Annotated in this window: 23 protein-coding genes; 11 read left to right on the top strand and 12 right to left on the bottom strand. The window is 70.6% G+C overall.

Annotation, left to right across the window (positions count from 1 at the left end):
- Positions 1 to 15: 15 nt before the first annotated feature.
- Positions 16 to 1,041, top strand: coding sequence for a hypothetical protein (locus BY998_RS17930; RefSeq protein ID WP_245421638.1), 1,026 nt, complete (start codon positions 16 to 18; stop codon positions 1,039 to 1,041).
- Between the two features lie 70 nt (positions 1,042 to 1,111).
- Here BY998_RS17930 and BY998_RS17935 read toward each other — a convergent pair whose 3' ends face one another.
- On the bottom strand, positions 1,112 to 2,284 hold the full coding sequence (locus tag BY998_RS17935) for a glycosyltransferase family 4 protein (RefSeq protein WP_110352966.1): 1,173 nt from the start codon (positions 2,282 to 2,284) through the stop codon (positions 1,112 to 1,114).
- Positions 2,284 to 3,324, bottom strand: coding sequence for a glycosyltransferase family 4 protein (locus tag BY998_RS17940; protein ID WP_110352967.1), 1,041 nt, complete (start codon positions 3,322 to 3,324; stop codon positions 2,284 to 2,286). Before BY998_RS17940 ends, BY998_RS17935 begins: the two co-directional genes overlap by 1 nt.
- A gap of 58 nt (positions 3,325 to 3,382) precedes the next feature.
- Between BY998_RS17940 and BY998_RS17945 the strand changes: the two genes are divergently transcribed.
- The 10 genes from BY998_RS17945 (at position 3,383) to BY998_RS17990 (ending at position 14,020) form a co-directional block, all read left to right on the top strand.
- Positions 3,383 to 5,449 carry an HAD-IIB family hydrolase gene (locus tag BY998_RS17945; protein WP_110352968.1) on the top strand — a complete coding sequence of 689 codons (2,067 nt, stop codon included), beginning with the start codon at positions 3,383 to 3,385 and terminating at the stop codon, positions 5,447 to 5,449.
- Positions 5,446 to 6,309 carry a galactosyltransferase-related protein gene (locus tag BY998_RS17950; protein WP_245421640.1) on the top strand — a complete coding sequence of 288 codons (864 nt, stop codon included), beginning with the start codon at positions 5,446 to 5,448 and terminating at the stop codon, positions 6,307 to 6,309. Before BY998_RS17945 ends, BY998_RS17950 begins: the two co-directional genes overlap by 4 nt.
- 13 nt (positions 6,310 to 6,322) lie before the next feature.
- Positions 6,323 to 7,468, top strand: a complete 1,146-nt coding sequence (locus BY998_RS17955; RefSeq protein WP_110352969.1) for a glycosyltransferase — start codon at positions 6,323 to 6,325, stop codon at positions 7,466 to 7,468.
- Positions 7,469 to 7,499: 31 nt separating this feature from the next.
- The gene (locus BY998_RS17960) at positions 7,500 to 8,423 is read left to right on the top strand and encodes a galactosyltransferase-related protein (protein WP_110352970.1); all 924 of its coding nucleotides are present in this window, start codon (positions 7,500 to 7,502) and stop codon (positions 8,421 to 8,423) included.
- Positions 8,420 to 9,475: a glycosyltransferase gene (locus tag BY998_RS17965; RefSeq protein ID WP_110352971.1), complete on the top strand. Its 1,056-nt coding sequence runs from the start codon at positions 8,420 to 8,422 to the stop codon at positions 9,473 to 9,475. The genes BY998_RS17960 and BY998_RS17965 overlap by 4 nt, the downstream gene beginning before the upstream one ends.
- Positions 9,476 to 9,513: 38 nt before the next feature.
- Positions 9,514 to 10,215 (top strand): class I SAM-dependent methyltransferase, encoded by a 702-nt coding sequence (locus tag BY998_RS17970; RefSeq protein ID WP_110352972.1) that lies wholly within the window; start codon positions 9,514 to 9,516, stop codon positions 10,213 to 10,215.
- A gap of 118 nt (positions 10,216 to 10,333) precedes the next feature.
- The gene (locus BY998_RS17975) at positions 10,334 to 11,134 is read left to right on the top strand and encodes a DJ-1/PfpI family protein (protein ID WP_181425556.1); all 801 of its coding nucleotides are present in this window, start codon (positions 10,334 to 10,336) and stop codon (positions 11,132 to 11,134) included.
- A 570-nt stretch (positions 11,135 to 11,704) separates the two neighbouring features.
- Positions 11,705 to 12,196 carry a hypothetical protein gene (locus BY998_RS17980; protein WP_110352974.1) on the top strand — a complete coding sequence of 164 codons (492 nt, stop codon included), beginning with the start codon at positions 11,705 to 11,707 and terminating at the stop codon, positions 12,194 to 12,196.
- Positions 12,197 to 12,389: 193 nt separating this feature from the next.
- Positions 12,390 to 12,590 carry a hypothetical protein gene (locus BY998_RS17985; RefSeq protein ID WP_110352975.1) on the top strand — a complete coding sequence of 67 codons (201 nt, stop codon included), beginning with the start codon at positions 12,390 to 12,392 and terminating at the stop codon, positions 12,588 to 12,590.
- A gap of 257 nt (positions 12,591 to 12,847) precedes the next feature.
- Complete coding sequence (locus tag BY998_RS17990) at positions 12,848 to 14,020, top strand: YncE family protein (RefSeq protein ID WP_245421641.1); 1,173 nt, start codon at positions 12,848 to 12,850, stop codon at positions 14,018 to 14,020.
- A gap of 34 nt (positions 14,021 to 14,054) precedes the next feature.
- Here the strand turns inward: BY998_RS17990 and soxA are convergent, their stop codons facing one another.
- From soxA to BY998_RS18040, 10 genes are all read right to left on the bottom strand, one after another.
- Positions 14,055 to 14,846: a sulfur oxidation c-type cytochrome SoxA gene (gene soxA / locus BY998_RS17995; protein ID WP_110352976.1), complete on the bottom strand. Its 792-nt coding sequence runs from the start codon at positions 14,844 to 14,846 to the stop codon at positions 14,055 to 14,057.
- 8 nt (positions 14,847 to 14,854) lie between these two features.
- Positions 14,855 to 15,175 (bottom strand): thiosulfate oxidation carrier complex protein SoxZ, encoded by a 321-nt coding sequence (locus BY998_RS18000; protein WP_110352977.1) that lies wholly within the window; start codon positions 15,173 to 15,175, stop codon positions 14,855 to 14,857.
- Positions 15,176 to 15,180: 5 nt separating this feature from the next.
- On the bottom strand, positions 15,181 to 15,648 hold the full coding sequence (locus BY998_RS18005) for a SoxY-related AACIE arm protein (RefSeq protein WP_110352978.1): 468 nt from the start codon (positions 15,646 to 15,648) through the stop codon (positions 15,181 to 15,183).
- 10 nt (positions 15,649 to 15,658) lie between these two features.
- Complete coding sequence (gene soxX / locus BY998_RS18010; protein WP_245421644.1) at positions 15,659 to 16,093, bottom strand: sulfur oxidation c-type cytochrome SoxX; 435 nt, start codon at positions 16,091 to 16,093, stop codon at positions 15,659 to 15,661.
- 35 nt (positions 16,094 to 16,128) lie between these two features.
- The gene (locus tag BY998_RS18015) at positions 16,129 to 17,391 is read right to left on the bottom strand and encodes an NAD(P)/FAD-dependent oxidoreductase (RefSeq protein WP_110352980.1); all 1,263 of its coding nucleotides are present in this window, start codon (positions 17,389 to 17,391) and stop codon (positions 16,129 to 16,131) included.
- Positions 17,391 to 17,684 (bottom strand): cytochrome C, encoded by a 294-nt coding sequence (locus BY998_RS18020; RefSeq protein ID WP_110352981.1) that lies wholly within the window; start codon positions 17,682 to 17,684, stop codon positions 17,391 to 17,393. The genes BY998_RS18015 and BY998_RS18020 overlap by 1 nt, the downstream gene beginning before the upstream one ends.
- The gene (locus BY998_RS18025) at positions 17,681 to 19,870 is read right to left on the bottom strand and encodes a molybdopterin cofactor-binding domain-containing protein (RefSeq protein WP_110352982.1); all 2,190 of its coding nucleotides are present in this window, start codon (positions 19,868 to 19,870) and stop codon (positions 17,681 to 17,683) included. The genes BY998_RS18020 and BY998_RS18025 overlap by 4 nt, the downstream gene beginning before the upstream one ends.
- Positions 19,871 to 19,881: 11 nt before the next feature.
- Positions 19,882 to 20,343 (bottom strand): (2Fe-2S)-binding protein, encoded by a 462-nt coding sequence (locus tag BY998_RS18030; RefSeq protein ID WP_110352983.1) that lies wholly within the window; start codon positions 20,341 to 20,343, stop codon positions 19,882 to 19,884.
- Positions 20,344 to 20,800: 457 nt separating this feature from the next.
- Positions 20,801 to 21,934, bottom strand: a complete 1,134-nt coding sequence (gene repC / locus BY998_RS18035) for a replication initiation protein RepC (RefSeq protein ID WP_110352984.1) — start codon at positions 21,932 to 21,934, stop codon at positions 20,801 to 20,803.
- Positions 21,935 to 22,111: 177 nt separating this feature from the next.
- A complete protein-coding gene (locus tag BY998_RS18040; RefSeq protein WP_110352985.1) occupies positions 22,112 to 22,342 on the bottom strand; it encodes a hypothetical protein in 231 nt (76 codons plus the stop codon).
- Positions 22,343 to 22,361 lie beyond the last annotated feature (19 nt).

Raw genomic sequence — 22,361 nt, forward strand, 5'->3', positions numbered from 1 at the left:
GTTCGATGCATCCGGATGCACGCGGCGCCGCAGGGGACACCGTTCGACGTGACGACCATGCGCCGGTGCTTCGTCTGCGCGGCCGACATGCTGAGCCCGAGCGAGCGGCACCTGACCTTTTCGGACGGGCGTCGGCGCGCCTTCGCGCTCGCCTGCGGTTCCTGCGGCGTCCTGCTCGACGGGCAAGCGGACGCCGCCAGCTGCCGCGCGCATCTCAGGGACGCGCTGGCCGGGGAGACCTTCGCGTCCGACGAACAAGCGCCCTACGGGCTCGACCTCTACACGCTGCGCATCGCCGCGACTGGGCAAGGCCGCGGCATCCGCCCGCTCGACGCGGCGGATCGGGCGGCTCTGCTGCATCCGCATGCGGAGCGGGCCGCGCGGGCCGCGTTGTACGACTTCGACCGTGCGGGGACGCCGCCCGTCTCCCTCGGCCTGCTGTGCCGCCCGTTCGAACTCGACGGGGTGCTGGCCGGTCTGTCGGCGCAGGCGGGTTGGAGCGACGACGTGGCGATCCTGCTCGATGCCGCGGCGGCCCCGCCGCGGGCGGTGGCGGTCGCGGGGTTCGCCGAGGGTGCGGTGCGGGTGGCGGCCCGGCCGCTCTCGGGCGACTTCGCCGCGCAGCGCAACGCGCTGCAGCGGCTCGCCCGGTACCCGTGGATGCTGCAGCTCGATGCCGACGAGAGCCTCGCGCCCGCTGCGGGCCGGGTGCTGCCCGCGCTGGCGGCGATGGCCGAGGCCGGCGCGGTCCGCTCGATCGGGCTAGCACGGCGCAATCGCGTCGACGGCATCCTCGCCGACATCTTCCCGGACGTGCAGTACCGGCTCAACCACCGCGACGTGGCCTATGCCGGCCGGGTGCACGAACGGCCGCAACCGGCGGGCGGCTGGCGCGAGAGTTTCATCACGCTCCATGGCGCGATCGAGCATCATCTGAGCCGTGCCCATGTCGAGGCCCGGTCGCGCCGCTACGAGGCCATCGATCCCGGCCGAGGCCGCCTGGAGGAAACGGAGGCCTTGCTCCGTCCCTACCGCGACTGAAGGTGTCGGATCCCAAAGGTCGAGACCTTTGGTGGGTCCAGGGCAAAGCCTGGCGGTTCAGCAAAGACGATCATCTCCTTCTCGCTGCCTCATACAGCGCCAGGGTCTCCCGCCCGAGCCTCGCCCGGTCGAAGCGCCCGGCCGCCGCCAACGCGCGGGCGCTGTAGGCGCGGCGCAGGGCGGGATCGACGAGAAGCGGGCGCAGGGCGTCGGCCAGCGCCGGACCGGTGGCAGCGTCCGCAAGCGGTCCCGCTCCGGGCGCGCCGACGAAGACGCGGGCGCTCGCATCCTCGGCGCAGGCGACCACCGGCCGGCCGTAGGCCATGGCCTCCTGATACACGAGGCCGAAGCTCTCGTAGCGCGAGGGGGCCAGCACGGCGTGAGCCTCGGCATAGGCCTGCGCCAAAGCCGCCGCGTCGATCCGGCCGCGGGCGCGGATGCGCTGACGCGCGGCCTCGGACAGGTCCGCCGGCAGGTCGTCCGGCGATACGCCGACGAGGTCGAGCCGGAACGGCGGCAGCGCGCCCCGCGCCTGCTCCTCGGCCAGGATCGCGACCGCGGCCAGGATCGCGTCGAAGCCTTTTCGCAATTCCGCCCTGCCGACGAAGAGCAGGTGCAGAGGCGTGTCCGTGTCCGGGTAGGCGGCGGCGCGGGCACTTCGAGCAATCTCCGGCGGCAGGCTGAGGCCAATCACGGCGGAGGGCTGCCGTCCGGTGAGGTGATAGGCCTGCACGATCACCGCCTCGTGCGCGGCGGTGTTGGCGATGAGACCGGCGCTGCCCCTGGCCTGTCGCCGCTCCAGCGCGTCGGCGGCGCGGCCGTCGAGGCGGTCGCGCAGGCTCGCCTCGCCCCCGCGGGTGAAGGCGGCGGGCGTCGAGCTTCGCGTCACGAGCGGCAGGTCGCGCCGGCCGGCGAGCAGCACGGCGGGCGCGTACCAGTTCGTTGCCTCGACCACGTCGAAGGGCGCCTGCGCATGGGCGGCCAGGACCGCCCGGCGGAAGGCTGCGGGCGCCGCGAGATGCCCGAGCGCCCCCCACAGGCGCAGGCGCGCCAGCCCGCCACCGGGCGGCAGCGCAAGGCCTTCGACCGTGACGCCGCCGGCCCGCGCCCGGCCGGTGCGGTCGAGGGTGAAGACGGTCACGTCGGCGCCGGCCTCGACGAGGCTTTCGGCGATCTCGCGGGCCGCGGTCGAGAGACCGCTCGGGGCCGGCGGGTAATCCCAGGCGAGCAGCGCGACGCGCATCAGGCGGCGAGAAGACGCTGGTAGATCGCAAGGTAGTCGCGGGCCATGCGCTCGGACGTGAAGCGCGCCTCGAAGCGGCGACGCACCTGCGAGCGGTCGAGCCCGTCGATCCGGGCCAGCGCCGCGATTGCCTCGTCCTCCGAGGCGACGACGAAGCCCGTCACCCCGTCCTCGACGATCTCGGGCACCGAGCCGCTGTTCCAGGCGATCACCGGGGTGCCGTGGGCCATCGCCTCGATCATCACGAGGCCGAAGGGTTCGGGCCAGTCGATCGGGAACAGCAGCGCGCGGGCCCCGCCGAGCAGGTCGCTCTTCGCGCGATCGTCCACGGGGCCGAGATAGGTGGCGTCGGATCCCAGCAGTGGGCGCACCCTGCGCTCGAAATAATCCGGGTTGCCGACATCGATCGTGCCGCCGAGCCGGATCGGGAGCCCGGCGGCGCGGGCGACGCGGATCGCCACGTCCGGCCGCTTCTGGTCGGTCATCCGGCCGACGAAGGCGACGTGCGCGCCCGCTTCGCAGGACAGCGCGTAGCGGTCCCCCGCGAGGCCGTGATGGACGACGCCCGCCCGGTTGGCCCGCGGGATGCCGGCCTCCTGCGCGGCCGAGATCGCCGCCACCGGCAGGTCGGGAAAGCCGGCGAAGAACAGCGCACGGTCGAGTTCGTCCACGCGCCAATGCACCGTGGTGAGGCTGTGGCGCCGACGTGCCCCGAGCAGGGGCGCATGAGCGAACTCGCCGTGGGCATGGACGATGTCGAACGCGTCGAGCCGCAGGCGCAGGGCCTCCAGCTGCAGGGCGTCGAGGGCCGCGGGCACGCCCGGCGCGACCCGGCCGAACCGGTGCTCCAGGCCAGCCAGACTGGGATGATCCCCGACGCGGGGGAGGGGGGTCACGCTGTCGCAGGAAGCGAACAGCGTCACATCGACGCCGAGCTTTTGTAAGGCAACGGACAGATCGTGGACGATCCGCTCAGTGCCGCCGTGATGTCGCGGCGGAACAGGAAAGATATTCGGAGCGACCTGGGCAACGCGCAGCAATAATTCCACCTACATATGATGTGACCCCTGCAGGACGATCCGGTCCATAGACCTTCCTATGTTCGTCCTACACGTCGCCCTCCAGGGCTGCCTGCGCGGCAGCGACGTCGTCTACGGACTAACAGCCGATACCGGCGGCCATATCCGCTACCTGCTCGATCTGGTCGGCGCCTCGGCGCGGGATGAGGCCGTCACGCGGATCGTGGTGGCCACGCGCCTGTTCCACGGGGCGCCGGGCCCCGATTACGCCGTGCCCGAAGAGCGGATCGCCGACAAGGTCGCGCTGTTGCGGCTCGCCAGCGCGTCGCCGGGCTACCGCTCGAAGGAGGAGATGCACGGCGAGGTCGAGAGCTACGCCGAAAACCTCGTTGCCTGGATCGGGCGCCAGCCGCACCGCCCTGACATCGTCCACGCGCATTACGCGGAGGCCGCCGCGGTGGCGGCAATCGTGGAGGACAGGCTCGGCATCCCGTTCGTGTTCACGGCCCATTCCCTCGGCCGGGTGAAGGCGGCGATGCTCGGCGAGGCCGCGCTCCGCCCCGATCTGGCGCGCCGGATCGCCACCGAGGAGGCGGCGCTGACGCGTGCCGCCCTCGTGGTCGCCTCCTCGCGCGACGAGGCCGAGGTGCAGTACGGCGGCTACGACGCCTACGATCCCGGCCGGGTGCGCGTCCTGCCGCCGGGCAGCGACCTCGCCCGCTTCGCCACGAGCCGCCCGCATCCGCGGGTCGACGCCGCGATCGACCGTTTCCTGAGCGATCCGGGCAAGCCGGCTCTGCTCGCGCTCGCCCGGCCGGTGGCGCGCAAGAACCTCGCGGCGCTGGTGCGGGCGTACGGCGAGAGCCCGGAGCTACAGGCCCACGCCAACCTCGTGATCGTCGCGGGCACGCGCGAGGACATCGACGCGCTCGACGGCGACATGGCCGCGACCATGCGCGACCTCCTCGTCCTGATCGACCGCTACGATCTCTACGGGCGGGTGGCCTACCCCAAGACGCACCGCCCCGACGACGTGCCGGCGATCTACGCCTATGCCCGCGAGCGGGGCGGGCTGTTCGTCAACCCGGCCCTCAACGAGCCGTTCGGCCTGACCCTGCTCGAAGCCTCCGCCGCCGGCCTGCCACTGGTCGCCACCGACAGCGGCGGCCCGAACGACATCGTCGAGACCTGCGGCAACGGCCTGCTCGTCGATCCCCGCGCGCCCGCCTCGATCGCGGCGGCCTGCCTGCACATCCTCACCGACGAAGCCTTCCGCGCGGCCTGCGTCGCGGGCGGGGCGCGGGCGGCGGCCGCCTACGACTGGGACCGGCACGCCGCGCGCTACCACGCCCTGCTCGCCGCCCTGCTCGCCCGCGAGCCGCCGCTGTGCAGCCCGCGCCAGCTCCTGATCTGCGACATCGACAACACCCTGGTCGGCTGCTCGTCCGCGCTCGCGACCTTCCGGCGCTGGCGCAGCCGGCAGACCGGGCTCGCCTTCGGGGTCGCCACCGGCCGCTCGTTCCACAGCGCCATGGCGGTGTTGGAGCAGCAGGACAGCCCGCGCCCGCAGGTGATGATCACCTCGGTCGGCTCGGAGATCTACCATCTCGACGCCACCGGCGTGACCTACACGGCCGACGCCGCGTGGCGCGCGGCGGTCTCGTCTGGCTGGGACCGGGAAGGGATCGACGCGGCGCTCGGTCGGCTCGACGGGCTCGTGCCGCAGGGGCCGCTGGAGCAGCGGTCGCACAAGCTCAGCTTCTTCGGCGACGGGGAGACCGCGCAGCAGGTGCGCGAGCGCCTGCGCGCGGCGGGCCTCACCGCGAACGTGATCCACAGCCACGGCCGCTACCTCGACGTGCTGCCCGCTACGGCGTCAAAAGGCTCGGCGGTCGATCACGTCCGCAGCCTCTACGGTCTGCCCGAGCGGGCGGTGTTCGTGGCCGGCGATTCCGGCAACGACGTCGAGATGCTGCGTGATCGCGCCCAGGCGATCATCGTCGCCAACTACTCCGACGGGCTAGCCAGCCACGCGGCGCTCGCGCATTCCTACGTCGCCCGCGCCTCGCATGCCCGCGGCATCATCGAGGGCGTGCTGCATTTCCGCCGGGCGGTGGCCTATGCGGCGCCGGCCACCACCGCGTGACCGGCTCCGACGTCCCGGTGAGCGTGCTCACCCTGGTCCGCGGCCGGGCCGACCGCCTGCGCCACCTGATGCGCGGCCTCGCCCGCCAGAGCGTAGCCCCATGCGAACTTGTGATCGCCTGGATGCAGCCGGAGCGCGCGCTCAACCTACCCGATCCCGGCTTCCCCGTGCGCCATCTCCACGTGCCCGGCGAGCCGATGCCGCTCGCCGCCGCGCGCAACCGGGCCGCCGAGGCGGCGTCCGGCGATCTTTTGGTTTTTCTCGACGTGGACTGCATCCCGTCGCCGACCCTGGTCGCCGCCTATGCCGATGCAGCCCGAACTGAACGCGGCCTGTTCCTCGGCGAAGTCCTCTACCTGCCGCCCGGCGTCACCGACCCGGCGGCGCTCGACCGGCTCGGCCGCGTCCATCCGGCCCGGCCCCCGGTGCCCGAGGCAGGGCTGCGGCGTGAGTCCGATGCCGGCCAGCTCTGGGGCCTGTCCTTCGCCCTGCCACGAGAAGCGTGGCGGGCAGTCGGCGGCATGGACGAGGGTTACGTCGGCTACGGCGGCGAGGAGACCGATCTGGCCGCCCGGCTCGCAGAATCGGGGCTGCCGACCTTCTGGGTCGCGGGCGCGCGGGCCTACCACCAGCACCACCCGGTCCACGTCCCCCCGCTCCAGCACTTCTCCGCGATCCTAGCCAACGCAGCCCGCTTCCACGCACGGCACGGGCGCTGGTGCATGACCTATTGGCTCGGACAGTTTTCCGCCGCCGGCCTCATCGCCTGGGACGAGGCCGCCCCGGCGATCCGGCTGCTGCGCCATCCCGAACCGCCCGAGATCGCCGCCGCCCTGCGGCCCGACGCCCTCTTTTCCTGACGACGGCGAGACCATGAAGAAACCCATCGCGTTCTTCGTCCACCACCAGGGCCGCGGCCACGCCCACCGCACCATAGCGGTGGCCGCCGAATTCGCCCGCGACCGCCCGGTCTCGGTGCTGACCGCCGGCCCGCACCTGTTCGACGGATTCTCCCGCGACATCGAGCTCGTGACGCTGCCCAACATGATCGGCGCCGCGGTGCCGACGCCGCGCCTCTACGCCGAGCCGACGCCCCCGGTGATGCATTGCGTGCCGCTGGGCCTGTCCGAGATGCGCCGGACCATGCGGGCGATCCTCGACCATCTCGATGCCCGCGAGGTCGGGCTGTTCGTGGTCGACGTCTCTGCCGAGATCGCGCTGCTCGCCCGCATCGCCAGCGTTCCCGCGGTACAGATCCGCATGCACGGCGACCGGGGCGACATCGGCCATATCGGCGCCTACGAGGCCTGCGTCGGCATGCTCGCCCCCTTCGACGAGCGGCTGGAGCAGGACGACTACCCGGCGCATCTGCGGCAAAAGACGTTCTACAGCGGCGGGCTGTGCACCAGCGTCGATCGCGTACCCGAGCGGGCCGAGGCGCGCGCTCGGCTCGGCCTCAATCCGGACCGCGAGATCGTCGTCGCGGTGACCGGAGGCGGCGGCAGCGGCACGCCCTACGCGCCGCTGACGGTGGCGGCCCGCGCCGCGCCCGACGCCCTGTGGCTGACGCTAGGGCCGACCCACCGCGAGGGCCACGAGACCGACTTTTCGAATCTCCGCGAACTCGGCTGGGTGCCGTCCGTGACCGATTACCTCGCGGCCGCCGACATCGTGGTGGCGTCCGCGGGCGACAACACCGTGCACGAGGTCGCGCGCGTCGGCGGGCGCCTGGTCGTCATGCCCGAATGGCGCTATTTCGGTGAGCAGACCCGCAAGGCCGAGGCGCTGGTGCGTCTCGGGGCCGCGGTCCAGGCCCCGCACTGGCCCGGCGACCTCCAGGGCTGGCGCGATCTGCTGGCCCGCGCCCGCGGCCTCGACAGCGGCATCCTGCGCGGCCTCTACGCCCCGGATGCGGCGGCGCGTGCCGCCGGCTGGCTCGAAGGGCTAACCGACGAGCTGTGGCTGGACGCGCCCGCCCAGGATGCGCCCGCCCCCCTGCGCGTTGTCGCGACAAACTGAACGAACCGTCCCCGCTATCGCCGGAGCCCGCATGCCCACCGTTTCCGTCGTCACACTGGCCAAGGGGCGGCCTGCGCACCTGCGCAACGTCCTGCGCGGGCTGGAGCGCCAAACGCAAAAGCCCGCCGAGTTCGTCGTCGCGGTGATGCAGGACGCGCCCTACGACCTGCCCGAGGTCGGCTTCCCGGTGCGCCAGCTTCTCGTACCCGGCACCGAACTGCCGCTCGCCGCCGCGCGCAACCGCGGCGTCGCGGCCTCCTCCGGCGATGGGATCGCCTTCCTCGACGTGGATTGCATTCCCACACCCGGCTTCGTGGCGGAATATGCGCAAGGCCTGTCGGAGCTCGACGGCCTGCTGATGGGCGAGGTGCTGCATCTGCCCGAGCATGCGACGCTCGGCGCGTGGGACTTTCCCGACCTCGCGCGGGTCGCCGAGAAGCATTCCGACCGGCGCGGGCCGCCGGCCTCCGGCATCGAGATCTGCAACGACTACCGCTGCTTCTGGTCGCTCAACTTCGCAATTTTACGGGCGACGTTCGAGGCGGTCGGCGGTTTCGACGAGCGCTACACGGGCTACGGCGGCGAGGACACTGATTTCGGCAAGATGATCGACCGGCGCGGTATCCCGATCGCCTGGATGAAGGGGGCGCTCGCCTATCACCAGTACCACCCGCACCACATGCCGCCGATCCACCACCTCGACAGCGTGGTGCGCAACGCCGAATTGTTCGAGGCCAAGTGGGGCTACCGCACGATGGGCCACTGGCTCTACGCCTTCAAGGTGATGGGTCTGATCGACGACACGCCCGACCGGCCGATCCGCATCCTGCGCTGGCCCGACGCCGCCGACCTCGCGCTCACCGGCCAGCAGAGCCACCAGCCCTACACAAATTCGGCCTCGGTCATCCGCGCTCTCGAGGCGCGGGCCCGCGAGGCTGAGGCCGAGCCGGCGTGAGGATCGCCCTCCTCGCCCACCTGCGCCACCCGATCGCCCCGCCCTTCGCCGGCGGGCTGGAGGCCTATACATGGCACCTCGCGGATGGGCTGACGGCGCGCGGCCACGCCGTCACGCTGTTTGCCGCCGGCGACAGCGACCGGCGCTTCACCCTCGACCCGGTGATCCCGGTGCATCACGAGGCAAGCTTTCCGGGAATGGAGCATCGCGGCGACGCGGGGCTGAAGGCCCATGTCAATGCCGGCTATACGGCAGCCCTCGACCGCATTGCTGCGGGTGGCTTCGACATGCTGCACAACAATAGCCTGAGCCGCCTGCCGCTGGAGCGTCGCCGCACGGCTTGCGTCCCGACGGTGACCTCGCTGCACGTGCCGGCCTACGATGCGCTGCGCTGGTTCGTGCACGACAGCTTGCGCCCCAGCCACCACATCACCGCGACCTCGCAGGCCCACGCGCGCGGCTGGTGGCCGGACGGCGTGCCGCCCGAGGTGGCGTTACTCCACAACGGCATCGACCCCGCCGCGTGGCCGTTCCGCGAGACGGGCGACGGCAGCGCCGTCTGGTGCGGGCGGATCGCGCGGGTGAAGGGCCCGCACCACGCCATCGCGGCGGCCCGGCGGGTCGGCCTGCCGCTGACCCTGTTCGGCCCGATCGAGGAGCCGGATTACTGGCAGGCCGAGGTCGCCCCAGGTCTCGGCGGCCCGATCCGCTACGGCGGCCATTGCGACGGCGCGGCGCTCGCTCACGAACTCGGCCGCGCCTCCGTCTTCCTTTTCACGCCGTGCTGGGACGAGCCGTTCGGGCTCGTCGCCGTCGAGGCGATGGCCTGCGGCCTGCCGGTGGCCGGGTTCGCCATGGGCGCGGCCGAGGAAGTCGTCGGCGAGGCCGGATGCCTCGTGTCCTGCGGAGACGCGGCGGCCCTCGCGGAGGCGGTCGGCGCGGCGCTGGCGATCCCGCGCGCGGTGCCGCGGGCGCGCGTCCTGCGCCTGTTCACCCGCGAGCGGTGGCTCGACCACTGCGAGGCGCTCTACGCGCAGGCCCGCGCCGGCTGAGCCCCATGCCTGCCCCGCAACCACTATAGTCGAGAAAAATGACCCGTCAGGACCTCATCGCCGCCCTGTGGCACGGCCGCGACCCCTTCGCCGAACTGCCCGAGACGTTGCGCCCCCTCGACCTCCAGGGTTGGCGCAGCCAGCACCCTTATCTCGACGAGGCAGTGGAGCAGTTCCGCCCGAGTGTGGTCGTGGAGATCGGTACGTGGAAGGGCGCGAGTGCGCTTCATCTCGCCAGCGCCATGGCCGAGCGCGATGTGGCCGGCACCGTCATCGCCGTCGATACCTGGCTAGGCGCCGTCGATCACTGGGCGGACGCAAGCCTGTTCTCGGAACTCGCCACCGAGCACGGGTTCCCGAGCCTCTACCGCACCTTCCTGGCCAACGTCCTGCGCGAGGGGCAGGCCGAGCGGGTGATCCCACTGCCGCTCGATTCGGTGAACGCCGCCGCGCTGATGCGCCAGCGCGGCGTCACCGCCGACGTGATCCACCTCGATGCTGGGCACGAAGAAGCCTCGGTCGCCGCCGACCTCCGGGCATGGTGGCCCGTGCTGCGGCCCGGCGGATTGTTCATCGCCGACGACTACGACAGCCTCGGCGGCAGGTTCCCCGGGGTCACCCGTGCGGTCGATGCCTTCTGCATCAAGTTCGGCGTGCGGGGACCTTGGTCTTTTCAGGGCAAGTGCAAGTTCATCAAGTCCGGCGATCACAGTGACACTCATGGGGCACGTAGCCAGTGAGCCACCTGCGATGAGGGCCGGCAGGAATGGCACTTGAGAGGCGGCTCTCAGAGCATGACTTGAGGTCTGCTGTTGGCGCTATTCGGACAGGAAAACCGTAACTTGGGGACCGACAGCTATGGCGAACCGGCGTGAGATCGGAGCAGCTGCGGTCGCCGCTGCGGCACTCCTGGCGGCTCGATCGTCACAGGCGCTTGACGCATCCAGGCCGATCGTGACGGCGCCGCCAGTTCGCATCGCCATGCTGCTCTATCCCGGTATGACGGCTCTTGATGTGGTCGGCCCACAAGGTCTGCTGGCAGGACTCGCTCCTGACACCCTCGACCTCGTCGCTCAGACGGTCGGACCAATCCCAAGTGACACCGGCCTCAGCCTGATTGCCACGACGAGCTTCGCCGACTGTCCTACCGATCTAGATGTGCTTTTCGTGCCGGGCGGCGATGGCACAGCCGCTCAAATGCTTGACGCCGCCACGCTGGCCTTTCTGCGGGATCGGGCCAGCCGGGCGCGCTGGGTGACGAGCGTCTGTACCGGATCACTGATCCTCGGAGCGGCCGGACTCTTGAGGGGCTATCGCGCGACCTCGCACTGGTGTGTGCGTGACACCGTCCTGCCGCTCCTCGGGGCGATCCCGGTTGATAATCGGGTCGTCTTCGACGGCAACCGGGTGACCGCCGCCGGCGTCTCGGCAGGGCTCGACTTTGCGCTGGCACTCGCTGCCCGCCTGCGCGACGAGGATTATGCACGAACGGCACAGCTCGTCGCCGAATATGCGCCCAAGCCACCGTTCGAGGCGGGCAGTCCGGCTGCTGCAGGATCGACCATCACCCAGAGGGCGAATGCCATCCTCGACACTCTTGCGACTGAAGCGCGAAAAGCCGCTGCCACGACGCATTGGCCTGCTTCTAGTGACGACTGATCATTGCTGTCTACCGCATTCAGCTTCTGCGGCTTAAAGTATTAATTAGCGAGTGATTTGCTTCCTAGCGACGGATGAATTCTGCCTCGACGATGGCAAGGACGGTGGTACAAGCGTTGCCGAAGCGTCCAGCCTAAGTGTCTGTTTTTGCCAATGTTTGCCAGGAGAGTAGGCAACCTCTCGTTGGGCTCAATCAGCCGCACGGGCAAAGTCCGGGACGGGATGCCGGCGCCGAGATTGCCGCCGAGAATCAGTGCGTCGACCGGGGGCCAGTCAGCGACCTGACTGGCCTGCGAGGCGACGTGCACGAAGGCTCGCGACGGAGCAGCAGTCTCACCTCGTCGGCCGGGCAGGGGAGGGCCCTGTCGCCGCCGATGCCGGCGGCCGAGATCGGAGCGATCCTGATGCGGGAGGGGCTGGCACTAGCCTGCGGGCCCGGCCGGAGAGCGTGGGGAGGAAGCGGATCACTGTGCCAGCCGGATCGGCGCTGCGCCTCAGCGGCCGAATTTTGCGGGGAGTGGATGCTGGGGGGATTCCTTGTTCCTGCCGCCGTGCTAGCGTGGCCGGACCGTGCCGATCCGCCCCGAACACCGTCACTTCTACCCAATCGATTGGCCCCAGCTTTCCGCGGCGATCCGCTTCGGCCGCGCGGCCGGACGCTGTGAGGCGTGTGGCCGCCCCCACGGGCGCGTCATCGCCTGCGTCGATGGAGGAGCGTGGTACGATGCGGAAGCCAGCCTGTGGCGTGACGATCGCGGCCGGCTGATGCCGCAGCTTCTGAAGGCCGTCTTCGATGCGAGGGACGGCCTCTGGCGCACCGGCAGCGGCAAGCGGGTGCGCAACGGTCCCGATCTGCGCACGGCGCGACTGACCCTGCCGATCCTGGCGACCTGTCATCGCAAGCACGACACCAGCCTCAACGGAGGCCGCGATCTCGCGGCTTGGTGCCAGCGCTGCCACCTGCTGCACGACCGGCCTGAGCACCTGCGACGGCGCCGGATGACCTACCTGCGCCGTCGGGCACTCGGTGACCTTTTCCTTGGCCCCTACCCATCCCTTTAGACGAGAAGAAAGTTGCGATCCTCGGTGCGGGCCGCGCGATCCAGCGCGCGGTAGACGCCCGTAAGCAAGCTCCCAAGCGAGTGCGTCGCGGATGAGGGAACTCCACCGTAGCCCAATCGTTGAACCCGCAAATTGGATCTGTTCTAATTCGCAACAGAGCGGCGCAGCCGCCAACCAGTTCAGGAGCATCCCCATGGCGAATGCCAAGTGCGAGAGCTGCAAGTTCTTCGACGAGCACAAAGTCAACGGCGCGGCAGCGCAGAACGACGAGGGCCTGTGCCGCTTCAACCCGCCCGTGAATCAGCCCGGTCCCGATGCGCATGGTCTCTGGCCGGTGGTCGGCTCGACCGATTGGTGCGGGCACTTCACTCCGGAGATGACCGCGGCCGAATAAGACGCCGCAACGCGCGATCACCGAGAGGCCGGCCGAAGGGCTGGCCTTTTTCGTGGGTGGCACTCACCCGGACAAGCGGTCGCGCACGGTCCGGATTTCCGCTGGTTCGAAGCGCGCACGCCGCGCTATCTCTGGACTGTCGGCTCGCATGGTCGAAGGCTCATGGCCGACACTGTGTTGGGCCTGGTACCCGGATGTTCAAATCTTCGCCGATGGGATCTGCCCAACCGATCGGTGCGCGACCGATCGAGGGATACATGCGGATCAATGCTCGCTGGAGCGTCGGCTTCCTCGCGCTCGCCCTGCTGACGGCTTGTGAAAGTCGGGCGGCGGAGCGTCCCTCCCTCATCGTCGGCCTCGACGGTAAAACCTTCTTCCGGCCCGAGGGCTCGGTGAACGGGCCGAACGGCAGCGACGGGCTCGCCGTCGTCGATCTCTCGGACCCGGCCCGACCGCGCCTCGCCCACGTCTTGAGGCTCGACACCTCCGTCTACGGGCCGCCGACCAATCTGCAGATCACGCCGGACGGCCGCCTCGGCCTCGTCACCAGCCCCGTGACCATGCGCCAGGAGGGCGAGAACTGGTGGGCGCAGGCGGATGACCGCCTGCACGTCGTCGATCTCGCGTCCGAGCCGCCCGTCCTGATCGAGACGATCCGCGTCGGCCGGCAGCCATCCGGTCTCGCGATCGCCAGGGCCGGCGACATCGCGCTGGTGGCCAACCGCGAGGGGCGTAGCGTCTCGGTCCTGGCGATCCGAGACCGGAGCGTGCGGGTGTTGGCCGAGGTCGATGTCGGGGCCGAGGCCGCTGCGGTGGCCATCGCACCGGACGGGCGGCGTGCCTACGTCGCCAAGAACAAGGCCGGCACGGTCGGCGTGCTCCTCTACGCCGACGGGCAGTGGCGCCACGACCCCGCCCTCGACATGCCGGTCGGGCCCGGCACCTACGGCTTGGAGGTGACGCCGGACGGCGCCTTCGCCGTCGCCGGCAACAGCGGCTCCGCGCCGAGCGACGGCCGGGGCGACACCGTTGCGCTGATCCGGGCCGGGACGGCGCGACCGGTGGTGCTCGATCGTCTCGAGGTCGGCGACACCGCCGAGACCTTGGCGATCAGCCCCGACGGGCGCCGCGCGGCCATTGCGCTGGTGAAGGGCTCGGCCGCGCCGCAGGCGAGCCCGGCCTACACGCCGGGCAGCGCCGCCGTGCTGGTGGAGATCCGGCCCGAGGGGCACCTGCGTTACCTCGGCGAGGCACCGGCCGGGGCCGTGGTTCAAGGCATCGCCTTCGATCCCAGCGGCACCTACGTCTATATCGGCAATTACTCGGACCGCAGCCTCGGCGTGTACCGGATCGAGGGTGATGCCATCCGGGATACGGGCTTCCGCCTCGCGCTGCCGGGCCAGCCCGCCTCCCTGCGCGGCCGTCCCTGAAGGGAGCCGGTCTCGCTTCGTTCGAGCTGCGCGATCAGGGACGCACGGCCGGCGTCTCCACCGGCAGAGGGGCGGCCCGCGTTGCGAGATAGGCCTCGAGCGCGACGTATTCCGGCGCTCCGTAGCCGAAGGGCTCGGCCCGCATGCCGGTGAGGCAGTTGCGCAGGCGCCGCTGCAGCGAGCCCATCCCCTGCCATTCGAGGCGGTAGAGCGGATAGCCGGTCGGCTGCCCCTGCGGGATCGCGGCCGCGCCAAGGCGGCGGCCCCAGTTTTCGTCGTGGCAGATCGCGCAGGAGAGGCCGAGTTGGCCCATCCGCGCCTCGAACAGCGCGCGCCCCTCCGCCCGCGCGGGCGCGAGCCGGGCATCCTCGGGCGGCGCGATCCGCTGGCCGCGGGATTGCGTGGCGACGAAGGCCGTCAACGCCAGCAGGTCGGGGCTCTCGTAGGCGAGCGGGTCCGCGCCCTGATGCGTGCGGCGGCAGGCGTTGATCCGTCCCTGCAGATCGATCGGCCGTGCGGTCCGCGCATCCCAGGCCGGGTAGCGCGCCGCCACGCCGCGCATGCTGGACGAGGCCTCGCCATGGCAGCCGGCACAGGCCGGGCGGCTGGAGCTCGGCGGTTTCGTCCAGAGTTCGGCCCCGTCCACGACCGCGAGCATGCCGGGATTGGCGTCGTCGTCCCGCTGCATGGTCTGGATCTCGGCGCTCATCTGATCGAAGCCAGAGCGCCGGTCGGCCGGCGCGATCGGCTCCGCCCCGGCCACGGCACCGGTGAGCAACAGGGCTGCGAGGGCGACCGGCAGCGGCAAGCCCGGATGGCGGGGCATGGCGGGGCTCAGGCCACCGTGATCGCCGCGGATTCGGTCTGGTCGAAGCCGTCGTCGCCGCGCCAAGTGAAGCTGAAGCGGCCGCTCGCCGTCGCGACCCAGGTGAAGGTCAGGTACGGGTTGGCGGCCGAGGCCGGGAACAGCTCCGCGCGAAAAATCTCCTCATCCTCGAAGCGGCAGACGAACTCCGTGACGATGTTGCGCGGCAGGATGCGCCCGTCGGCGCCGGGGCGGAAGCCCGTCTCCATCGGGTGCGAGATCAGGGTCTTGATCGTGATCACCTCGCCGGGCTTGGCGGTCTTGGGCAGATTGATCAGGGTCCGAGCCATCCGGATCAGCCCTCCAGGCAGGCGGCGAGCGTGACGATCGCGTCCGCGCTCGCGGACCAGTAGGTGCCGTCGCTCATCTCGGCGATCGCAGTGATGCGCTGCGTGTCGGCGAGCCGGATGCGCGTCGCGACCTGGGCACGGCCGGCCCCTGGCCGCAGATGCACGGTCACGACGTTCGGCTGCGGATTCTTCTCGTTGAACACGCCGATGCGGCGCACGTGGTCCTCGGCCGTCATCGGGCTCTCGACGGAGATGGCGAGCGGCACGGTGTTGCCGTTCTCCACGAGCGGAGGCAGGTCGAGGCTGACCCGACCCGGCCGGATCGGGTTGTCGCCCGCGAAGCGGCGGATTGCGGATTCCGTTGTCTCGCTGCGCGGCTGCGCCGCCGCGGCCGGCCGCAGCGCGACAGCCAGCACGGTTCCGGCCGCGCCCGCGAGAACCCGGCGTCGATCGATCGAGTCCGAGCGTCCCATCGTTACCCTCTCATGGCCTCCCCTCGGGCTCGCGCAGGGTCGCCAGGAAGGCGACGACGTCCTCGATCTCAGCCGCGCTCAGGATCGGACGCCCCTGCCACACCCGGCCCACGCGGGTGAGCCCGGTCAGGCTGTAATAGGATGGCATGATGGTGTCCGGGTTCAACGCTCGCCCGTCCACCAGCCGCAGGCGCAGCTGCGCCGGGCTCCGGCGGGTGCCGATGCCCGCGAGATCCGGGGCGAGATTGCCCTGGAAGCGCTCCTCCGGGAAGGGCCCCCCATGGCAGAGCAGGCAGAGGCCGCGGGTGCGGTCGGTCACGATCGCCCGGCCGCGATTTGGATCGCCCGACGCGCCGGTCAGGGAGGCGGGGATCGCGTCGCCGACGATCGTGAAGGACACCACCCCCTCCTCGGCTCGCGCCGTGGCGAGTGCGAGCGCCAGCACGGCCGGGACGAAGCGCGCGGCCCGGCGGCCTCGCCTCACCCGAACACGTCCCGGGTGATCGTCCGGTACCAGCTCTCGGCATAGGCCGCCTCCTGCTGACGCACCGCGTCCGGCGCGTCGAGGGGGCTGATGCCGCCGGCGCCCGGCACGTCCGCGAGCAGCCCGTCGGTCGGGCGGAAGACGCCCGCGACCGAGATGCCGTAGCCCGGCGCCACGAGGCTCCAGCAGGTGTTGATGAGAAGCGGGCTCTCGGGCTCCCGCCCGGCCAGCAGGTCGATCACCGCCTGTGCGCAGACCTTACCCTGCGCGTTGGCCGAAAAGGCAGATTTCGGCATCGCCCCGGCGATGGCCGCGTCGCCGATCACGTGGATGCCCGGCACGAGGCGCGACTCGAAGGTCGCCGGATCGATCGGGCACCAGCCGCTCCGATCGGCGCAGCCGGCCAATGCGGCGATGCGGCCGGCCCGCTGGGGCGGGATGATGCAGGCGACGTCCGCCTTGTACTCGGCGAAGTCGGTGCGCACGATCATCGCGGCCGGATCGACCTCGCTGACCTGCCCGCCCCCGGCAAGCGGCACATGTTCGAGCACGTCCGGGTAGAGCTTTGCCCAGGCCGCCTCGAACAGCCGCTGCTTGGAGAAGGTGTCCTTGGCGTCGAGCAGGATGAGCTTGGCGCGCGGTTTCCGGGTCTTCAGGAAATGGGCGATCAGGCTCGCGCGCTCGTAGGGGCCGGGTGGGCAGCGATAGGGGTTGGCGGGGGCCGAGAGGACCACGGTGCCCCCCTCCGGCATGGCCGCGAGCTGGCGGGCGAGCCGCACGGTCTGCTCCCCCGCCTTCCAGGCATGCGGCATCGCCTCGGCGGCCCCCGCGTCGTAGCCCGGCACGGCGTCGAAGCGCAGCTCGATGCCCGGCGAGAGGATCAGGCGGTCGTAAGCGAGCACCGTCCCGTCGCCGAGGCGCACGCGGCGCGCGGCCGGATCGACCGCTTCGGCGGTCGCGCGAACGAAGCGGAGCCCGGCCCGGCCGAGGGCGTCGTGACGGAACGTCTGTGCCTCGATGCCGCGCAGGCCGATCACGACCGCGTTGCTGCCCGTGCAGGCGACGTAGCGCTCGGACGCCTCGACGAGGGTCACGTCCACGCCGCCGGCAGCGAGGCAACGCGCCGCCGTGGCCCCGCCGAACCCGGCGCCGACGACCACGACGCGCGGGGGCGTGCCACCGAGCGCCGGTCGCGCCAGCGCGACAGCCGCGGCCCCGCCGAGGATCGTGCGGCGGCTCACTGACGGCGTACCCCGCATCACCGCGCCCCCTGCGCCGCGAACCAGGCGGCGATGGCGCGGCTCTCCTGCGCGTCGAAACCCTTGGCGATGCGGTTCATGAGGGTGGCCGGGCGCGTGCCCGACCGGAAGGCGTCGAGCGCCGCCACGATCTCGGCCTCGGACCGCCCCTCCAACCTGCCCATCGCCGCGCCCTCGGCGTGGCAGCCGGTGCAGGAGGAGGCGCCGGGCGGCGGGCGCATCTCGGCCGCGCACGCGCCGGTCCCGAAGACGAGCGCGGCGAGGGCCGCGAGCACCGGCCGCGCCGCCCTCATGCGCGGCGCAGGTCCGCGTCCTTCAGCGGCAGATGGCGCACCCGTTTGCCGGTCGCCGCGAAGACCGCGTTGAGCACGGCGGGCGCCGCCACCGCGATGGTGGGCTCGCCGACGCCGCCCCAGAAGCCGCCGGACGGCATCAGGATGGTCTCGACCACCGGCATCGCGTCCATCCGCATCACCGGGTAGCTGTCGAAGTTGGTCTGCTCGATCCGCCCGTCCTTCACCGTGCAGGCGCCGTAGAGCGCCGCCGACAGGCCGTAGACGAAGGAGCCCGCGACCTGCGCGTCGATCTGCTGCGGATTCACGGCGTGGCCCGGGTCTGTCGCCGCCACGATGCGGTGGATCTTCAGCTCGCCCGCCTCGGAGACCGAAACCTCGGCCGCGCCCGCCACGTAGCTGCCGAAGCCCATCGTCTGGCAGAGGCCGCGGTGGACGCCCTCCGGCGGTTTGCTGTCCCAGCCGATCTTGTCCGCCACCGCCTGCAGCACCGCGCGGTGCTTGGGGTGGTTTCCCATCAGCTTCAGCCGGAAGGCCAGCGGATCCTGGCCGGCCGCATGGGCCAGCTCGTCCATGAAGCATTCGAGATAGATGGCGTTCGGGTTCAGGTTCACGCCCCGCCAGAAGCCCGGCAGGATGTGCGGGTTGCGCATGGCGTGGTCGATGAGGATGTTCGGGATCGTGTAGCCGATCGCCGCTTCCGGCCCACCCGGGTTGAGCCCCTGGAAGGTGACGGGGTCACGGCCTTCGACCATGCGCTGGGGCGCCACCGAGGCCAGGATCGACTGGCCGGAGATGCGCATGTGCAGGCCGGTCAGATTGCCGTCCTGGTCCAGCGCGGCGCGCAGGCGGCACTGCGTGACCGGATGGTACCGGCCGTGGATCATGTCCTCCTCGCGGGTCCAGATCAGCTTGACCGGCGTGCCGGGCATCTCTTTGGCGATCTGCACCGCCTGGCGCAGCCAGTCGTGCGTGGCGCCGCGGCGCCCGAAGCCGCCGCCGAGATGGATCTTGTGGACCTCGCAGGCCGTGGCCGGCAGGCCGGAGGCCTCGGCGGTGGCGGCGAGCGCGGCCTCGCCGTTCTGCGTGGGCGCCCAGACCTCGCAGCGTTCCGCCGTCCAGAGCGCGGTCGCGTTCATCGGCTCCATCGTGGCGTGGTTCTGGAAGGGCACGCCGTAGACGGCCTCCACCACCTTGGCGGCGCCCTTCAGCGCCCCCGCCACGTCGCCGGACTTGTTGCCGACGAAGGCTTCCCCCGCGTCCAATCCCTCGCGCAGGGTCGCCGCGATGGTCTCGCTGGAGACTTTCCCGTTCGGGCCCTCGTCCCAGACGACCGGCAGCGCGTCGAGGGCGGTCTTGGCGCGCCAGAACGTGTCGGCCACCACCACGACCGCGCTGTCGCCGAGCTGCAGCACGCGCTTGACGCCGGGCATGCCCGACACGGCCGCGGCGTCGAAGGACTTCACGCTGCCGCCGGTGACCGGGCAGTCGCGGATCGCGGCGTTGAGCAGGCCGGGGAGCGTCAGGTCGATGCCGTAGACCTGGGAGCCGTCGAGCTTGGGCAGCGTGTCGAGGCGTTTCAGCGGCTTGCCGGCCAGGGTCCAGTCCTTCGGATCCTTGAGCACCACCTCCTTCGGCGGCTCGATCGTCGCGGCCTCCGCGGCGACTGCCCCATAGGTGGTCTTGCGGCCGGACGGGCCGTGCGTGATCACGCCCCGCTCGGTGCGACACTCGCCGGCCGGCACGCCCCAGCCCTTGGCGGCGGCGGCGACCAGCGTCGTGCGGGCGGCAGCGCCCCCCTTGCGCACGTATTCGTGCGACTCGCGGATGCCGCGGCTGCCGCCGGTCGAGTAGTCGCCCCAGATGCGCTTGCGGGCGAGGTTCTGGCCCGGACTCGGATACTCGGTGGTGACGCGGGCCCAGTCGCAGTCGAGCTCTTCGGCGACGAGTTGCGCGAGGCCGGTGAGCGTGCCCTGGCCCATTTCCGAGCGGGCGATGCGGATCACCACGGTCTCGTCCGGTTTCACGACGACCCAGGCATTGATCTCGGGCACGGCTGCCGCCGCCTCCGGTGTCGCGGCCCGAGCCGGCGCGAGGCCCGGGATGTGGAAGCCGAGGCTGAAGAGACCGGCGCCGGCCAGCACGGCGCGGCGCGAGGGGCGGGAGATTTCACGATCGCTGCGCATCGGTCTTCCCCTCAGCCGGACTGACCGCGCTCGGCGGCGAGCTTGATGCCCGCCAGCACGCGGTTGTAGGTGCCGCAGCGGCAGATATTGGTGATCTCGGCGCGGATCTGCTCCTCGCTCGGGCGCGGGTTCTGCGCCAGCAGGGCCGCCGAGGCCATGATCATCCCCGGCTGGCAGAAGCCGCATTGCGGGACGTCGAGCTCGGCCCAAGCCTTCTGGACCGGGTGATCGGCGCCGGGGGCCAGCCCTTCGATCGTGACGATCTTCTGCCCCGGCCCGACCGCGGAGAGCGGCATCGAGCAGGCGCGCACCGCCGCGCCGTCGATATGCACGGTGCAGGCGCCGCACTGCGCAATGCCGCAGCCGTACTTGGTGCCGGTGAGGCCGACCTGCTCGCGGAGCACCCAGAGGAGCGGTGTGTCCGCTTCGGCATCCACCTCGCGCACGACGCCGTTGACGTTCAGACGCGCCATGGCATTCCTCTCCTTGGAACGGTCCTAAGGCATACGGTATCCCTCGGATGCCAGGACATCACAAGGGGCGGGTGCTGACAGCGCCCGGACGGAGGCGAGGCCTGCTCGAGGGTGAAGCGGCAGCGTCGCGACAGCGGGCATCGAAAATGGCGTCGGTTGGCTCCCGCATCGGAGTGGATCGTCGGGTTTGCCGGCTTCGACGCCTGTCTGAGGACGAAGCGTTGGACCGACCCCCGCAAGCCGAGAGGGGAGGGGGCATCTCGGATTCGGGACGCCGACCAGATGGTTCGATTCCACGCAGGCTCGCGTTCCAACCGGCGGCATCCTGACCCGCCATGACAACGAAGGGATGCAGAAGGTCAAAGGCGACCTCTCGTGCCTGCCGTCACTGACGGGCCTCGTTCGCTCACATATCCGGCGCTGGATCTTGAAGGCCGTCGTTCAGCGTGATTTCGCATCACGTCATCCTCTGACGACGCATCGCCAGCAATTCTGCAGCCACGCTGTACCGTCCCTCGGCAGATAGGCGCACCAAGTGCCGGAAGTAGCCGCCTGGATTTCGGATCTCGGATTTTCGCCGGCCGGTGACCTCGTCATCGTGCAACTGGGCAACTAGGACAACCAATGCTCCCGCCGTGAGTGCCCCCAGAGCTTCGCAGGCTTCGGACCAAGCACTCGGGTGAGCTCCGATCGAGCCACGCAATGAGCGCCCAGCATCGATCAGGTCCGGTTCGGTCTGGATGTCGAATCCCAATTCACGAGCAACAGGGCAGGCAGCAGCAACGAGGTCAGGTCGAAGCGCCGCGCCGCCCCCAGCACTTCTCGAAGAGCCTTTGTTACAAGACTCACTAGGGGGCTCGTTGTTTGTTTCTAAGTGGCTGCACGAATTGCCGGCACAGCCGGCTTTATAAAAGCGTTCTTCAGCTTTTTCCCGCAAATCCATCCACTGGGTCACGACGAGGCTAGGGTCGTCCGAGGCGCGGGACCGCTTGGGGGAGGATTGTTCCAACGAATCTCGGGCAAGGATCAAATCCGAGATCGGGACTTCAGGATGGTGCGTGGCGAGCCCCTGGAGCGCTTCGGAAACCGCCCGTCGACACACGGTCAAAATGTCGAACGAACGACGCCTTTGCTCAACCTCGGCTTTCAAAAGGCGCAGCCTCTCGGCCCACTCGCCTGCGCGTGCAACGACTGGCGTGAGATCGAATCCATAGGCATCGACGACTGTCCCGTCGGGTGCGCGGATCGCGAAGCGCTTCCCGTTGGCAGAGTCCTTGGGTGTGATCAGTTCCAGCCCTACGAGATCCCGTAAAGCGTAGCGGAGCGCCCGCTCGGAAAGCCCGGTCTTCTCGGACAAACGCTCATTCGAGGGCCAAACCAGTAGGCGGCTCCAGGGCTGTTCTCCCCATACCGCGACCAATGCCTCGAGCACCTGGCGCAGGGACGGGCGCAGGCGCAGTGCCTTGGCTGCATCGCGGGCGTGACCCGCAAGCTCGCGTCGGGAGATCGCACGCCCTTCTTCGAGCGCACGTCTCCGGCCGGCGAGGGCGGCGCGCGTCAGCGGCCGTCCACCGGAATGAACCTTTTCCACCTTCGATCCTCCTTGCGGAGGCAAAGCGGGATCGTTCGCCCGCGAGGGCGTCATTGACGATGGAGGGGAGGGGGGCTAGAAGAGGGGTGCGAATCGATCCTCTAGCTGTCTCCTCGGCATCTAATGTGATCCAAGGGCTCCGAAGCTTGCCGGCTTCGGGGCCCTTTTGCTTTGCCGCTACGACATCGTCTTCTCCTTGGCGAAGGCAGACATCAGCGCCCACTCGATAGCCGCAGCGCGGCTCTTGAACCGCCCTATCTCGACCTGCTCATCGAGAAGGTTTCGGGTTGAACCAGACAGCCACACGTTCTGCTGCACCATGCCCTTTTGCCGAAGGGCATCGCGTCGCTTCGCTTGCCGACGTTGAGCGCCAGCCGTGAGTTCTGCCAGCCGTTCCTCTGCGGTCATCGGGTCACGTCCGAATCTG

Source organism: Methylobacterium sp. B4 (assembly GCF_003201865.1).
In the GTDB taxonomy this organism is placed as follows: domain Bacteria; phylum Pseudomonadota; class Alphaproteobacteria; order Rhizobiales; family Beijerinckiaceae; genus Methylobacterium.